Annotated in this window: 4 protein-coding genes; all 4 read right to left on the bottom strand. The window is 30.7% G+C overall.

Annotated features, from left to right (window positions below):
- Positions 1 to 797: 797 nt before the first annotated feature.
- Positions 798 to 1,355: a hypothetical protein gene (locus L950_RS24305; protein WP_021189996.1), complete on the bottom strand. Its 558-nt coding sequence runs from the start codon at positions 1,353 to 1,355 to the stop codon at positions 798 to 800.
- A 126-nt stretch (positions 1,356 to 1,481) separates the two neighbouring features.
- Positions 1,482 to 2,168, bottom strand: coding sequence for a hypothetical protein (locus tag L950_RS24300; protein ID WP_021189994.1), 687 nt, complete (start codon positions 2,166 to 2,168; stop codon positions 1,482 to 1,484).
- Positions 2,165 to 2,644 (bottom strand): hypothetical protein, encoded by a 480-nt coding sequence (locus L950_RS24295; protein ID WP_021189993.1) that lies wholly within the window; start codon positions 2,642 to 2,644, stop codon positions 2,165 to 2,167. Before L950_RS24295 ends, L950_RS24300 begins: the two co-directional genes overlap by 4 nt.
- A 308-nt stretch (positions 2,645 to 2,952) precedes the next feature.
- Positions 2,953 to 3,813 (bottom strand): hypothetical protein, encoded by an 861-nt coding sequence (locus tag L950_RS24290; RefSeq protein ID WP_021189992.1) that lies wholly within the window; start codon positions 3,811 to 3,813, stop codon positions 2,953 to 2,955.
- Positions 3,814 to 4,317: the final 504 nt, after the last annotated feature.

Raw genomic sequence — 4,317 nt, 5'->3', positions numbered from 1 at the left:
TGAACTATTATTTATTTTATAACATTTGAACTATAATTTGATTTTAATCTCACTTCCTAATTTCGGATGATAGGAGGGATTATATTCCAGGTAATTCAGTGCAATAAGTTCCTTTAAGCATTTATGATAGGTGGGATAATAAATGCGATCAGCAGATTTAAACTAATAGTAATAAATAGTATTCTGGTTTCTTTCTTCATGTTATTATTACTGACACGTCTGGTAAATCATCGTGTTCAAAACCCATCTAGCGTTAGAATTAATTATCAATTTTTTGTGGGATTAAGAGAAGCTTAAGATTTCTGATCAGGTAGAAAGTGTTTCGCTCATTTTTAATAAGTATCTTTTTTTACCTGATACTTTGAAGTTTACTATTAAACTATCGTTTTTTAAGATTTTGATTAAATGAAGGAATACCATAAACTACATAAAAAATCTTCTTAGAAAAGAAAATTTATTGTTTCTGCTTTTGATTTTACTCATTTGTTTCAGGATTTCAGCGACCTCTAGAAAGCTTAAGTTGCCGAACAGATTGTCAAAAAAATATATATTATTAAAAAAATCACTTTTAGCTTCAACGATATTATCTTTAAAACGTTCAAATCTTTCCCAATTCCATTCAAGTTTTTCAAGAGTTTTTGACTCCATTAAGTAGTCCCAACGCAATCTTTTCTTGTATCTAGTGAGTAAGTCAAAGTCCCAAGTTGCATTTCTGTTCCTAGATAAGTCCCAAAAATCTATTAGATTTTCATATTTTATAATTAGATCATGATCCCACGGAACGCGTTCATTTTTACTTAAATAGTCGAAACAATTATTATCGGATATTTTTTTATTATAAAAATTACAATATTTTCTTGGCTAATTTTCATCAATGAGAGTAATTGATCATTCCAAAGAATTTCTTTAGAATGAGAAAGTTCGAAATAATTACTGAACTCCATTATCATACTCTCTATTTCTTCTTGTGAGAGATTTGAAAATCTTGATAGTTTGCTGTTACTTGTATTTTGAGAATTTCCTTTAAACCCTCTTTTTTCAATAAAATCGCGATATGTATAGCAATTCTTATCAATAAACTTATAGTATTTGGTAAGTAATTCATTTGTCCATATTAACGAGTTATTATTAAGGAGATTTCCAAAATTAAGTTTTCTTTTGTATGCATCTACTAATTCGAAAGTCATGCAAGGATTATTCGAGAGGTTATACCAATCTAAATGATTACTAATAGACTCAATTTGTAAACTGTTAAACGGATAATGCTGGCTTAGATATCTGATAGTAAATCCATCCCCCATCTCAATAAAGAAATTCCATTTGGTCTGACTGTTTGGTTGAAGATAATTTTTCATAGTTTTTCTGCGATTGCGGATAACGTTTTGCGGCCTGGTGTATTGGCGGATTTTAGCTCAAAGTTCAAACGAAGATCTGCACTAGAACCTACCATAAAACTGTCATACGAAGCAATGCCCCCGCCATTACGCCAAACCGCTGGTAGCTGTAGGGCTTTCTTCTCTGAGCGTCATAATGTCTGTTTTCTTTCCGTTTTGTTCAATTGTCAGAATTCTACAATGTTTATTTGCCGGATTTTCAACAAAAGAAACTTCTTCTAACTCCATTTCAGTAATGATTCGACAGCACATTTCACCCATGTATAACTTCCCTTTGATATGTTCGCATTTGCTCAAACTCTGCTTGCAAATTGAACAATGGCTTTTTTTTATGATTCCACCTGCACTTTGAAAAAATAAATTTGGGAATAAAAGCTTTTCATAGCTCATTAACCTTTTCATGTATCCATTTTCAGAATCTAATTCAAATGGATAATTGCTAACTACTGTTCCATAAGTAACCTGAGCATTAACTAAGTTTCCCCAAGCCTCGGACATTTTATCTTTCTTAATATTTACAAGCATTTGTAGTTCATATTGAATAGCAAGTAAAGAATTGTCTATGCAATAAACGAGGTTTGCTTCATTCTCCAAATTTCTATCAATAAACCCCTTTTTTAATATTTTCAACTCTTCACGATAACTTTCAAGTGTTTTAATTTCCTCCTCTTGAATTTCAATACCAATAGTAATGAATGCCTTTTTCTGAGAAATGGCCGCCATTTCATTAAACTCTTTTATTAAGAGATTTGGATTTTCAAAGAATAGTTTCATTTCAATGCCTTTATAACTTTTTCCAAGTCTTTTATTCCACTCGCTTCTCCTTTATAACTTACTTTTTTGATTTTTCCCTTTTCTTTTGTTTCAATATAAAACTCCGCATGAGCTGTCTTTTTTCCAAAACTTCCTTTAAGTCGATCATATACGTAACTCGACAAAACATTTAAAGAAACAGAAACAAGATTCGGATTTTCTGAGATCATCGAAAGACTAAAAAACACCGCAGGTAAATATATGTCTGCATTTTTTCTGCTACGATAAAGTTCTGTGTCACCACCGAGAACTTCTAAAGTAATATTACTTTGCCTAAATACCTTATTCAGGTCAACCATGCTTTCTGTGAAAATAAATTTTTCTTTTGCTTCGACAGTTTCAAGGTTTTCGGGGAAAAAACTAATTGTAGATGGAAGACTCAAACTTAATTCTTCAAGCTTATTATTTAGATTCAACTCGTCAATTATATAGTCCATTGCTGTTTGTTATGTTTATTCAGCATTACTGCTAATTTGTTTATAAACGCTACATTAAAGCGCATAGCTACCCAAATTCGACTGGATATGCGATAAAACATATGCGATTGTCTTTTTTCACTTTTATATGACCTAATCAAATATAATTAATATAACTATTATCAATTGAGGGTTACCGTAAATTGCAAAAATAAAATTACAAATTCCAATAAATGATATGACTAAAAAAGTATAAATTGTTTTAATTTCATTTTTCTTTTAATATGATCAGAGTCTAAAATTTCGTGGTTTGGAAGATAAATTAATGATTATAACATATCCAATTCTTGAAGTAGTTGTGAACCTTTTTCTGTTAGTTGATATTTTTGTTTACTACTTTTTGGAGCTAATTCTGTTTTCTGAATTAAATTCAATTTCTCCAATACAGATATAGTGCGAATAACATTATTGCTGTCGTTTATCATTCCAATACTTGTAAACAGGTCAAATCTAGATTTTTCGCAATCTTTTAATATTATTAAGATCTTAGCCATTTTTCTGAAAGATGGTTTTATTTTGTTAGAAAGTCCATTCACTAAGTTAAGAGTGAGAGAGTCAGCAATTTCTTCCAATTTCACAACCAAGTCAAAAATATGGTCGATTTCTTTCGGAAATTTTTCAGTTGATCTTTGATACTTAATAGGAACATCATTCGACTTTATCAGAGCTCCTTCTAATACTAAATTATTAAGAGCATTTTGGATTTTATTTCTGTCAAAATTGTATCTAAACCTTATTCGAATTTCTTCCTTTAGTTCGGCTACCGAAATAGACACTTCTAATAATTTTGCAGGGAGAACTCTTTGCGTTATCACTTGCTTTGGTATAACTTTATTTGTTTCTATTTCAGCGATATTCTCCTCATTAGGATGCTTTTTCTTTAAAATAAATGTAAGTTCTTGCCAAGTCATGTTGAAGTTTTTATCACTAAGGATATCTAAATTAAGTCCGAGGAATTCAACATATTTATCTCTATCCTCTATGTTTAAATACTTATCCGCTGTTTCAATTAACTCTAAAGATCGTGGCGTAATCTCAGCTTTCTCTGCAGATATTTTACGGGAAAACAAGAGCTTTTTCCTTACAATTTTTAGATTTTTTCCGATTATACAATTGATGTCTCTAGCCATTCCTTAAGTTATGGCAGATTGTGAAAAAATATATAATTTTTATATGTGAATTATTAGATTAATTCACTATGTTTGTGTTGATATTATTAACAGAAATTTTAAAACTGTATAAATAATACTGGTATTTAAAATAAGAGTCTTGCGGTTGCAATTTCTGAAGCCGTAACGCAGGGCAGTAGTTTAAAATACCCATGTCTTTTCTTTGTATTGCAAATCGTATATTTGTGTATCAAGATGGATATGGGCCTACTGTTAGTCCGTGTTACGTTAGGCTTCAGAAACTTTAATGCAACCACGGCATGTAGTCCCATATTCATCAATATAACTTGCCCCGAGACTCGTAAATTATACAGCGAGTTATGAATAAAAAACAAACGACCAAAAACATTATCAAGCCGGCAGATTAGATCTGTTGCGCAAAGTCACTATGCTGACTATCCATTCAAAATGCAATAATGTAGACCATTATATAACCAATTGACGACAACTTAAAATTGCATTTTT

Origin of the sequence: Sphingobacterium sp. IITKGP-BTPF85, assembly GCF_001006065.1 — a bacterium.
In the GTDB taxonomy this organism is placed as follows: Bacteria; Bacteroidota; Bacteroidia; order Sphingobacteriales; family Sphingobacteriaceae; genus Sphingobacterium; species Sphingobacterium anhuiense.
Note: the sequence above shows the minus strand (reverse complement) of the source record. Positions and strands in the feature narration are given on the sequence as shown.

What these genes read in the sequence shown, in the direction of transcription:
- L950_RS24290 (WP_021189992.1), bottom strand. Translation starts at nt 3,813, where the DNA reads ATGGCTAGAGACATCAATTGTATAATCGGAAAAAATCTAAAAATTGTA.
- L950_RS24300 (WP_021189994.1), bottom strand. Translation starts at nt 2,168, where the DNA reads ATGAAACTATTCTTTGAAAATCCAAATCTCTTAATAAAAGAGTTTAAT.
- L950_RS24305 (WP_021189996.1), bottom strand. Translation starts at nt 1,355, where the DNA reads ATGAAAAATTATCTTCAACCAAACAGTCAGACCAAATGGAATTTCTTT.
- L950_RS24295 (WP_021189993.1), bottom strand. Translation starts at nt 2,644, where the DNA reads ATGGACTATATAATTGACGAGTTGAATCTAAATAATAAGCTTGAAGAA.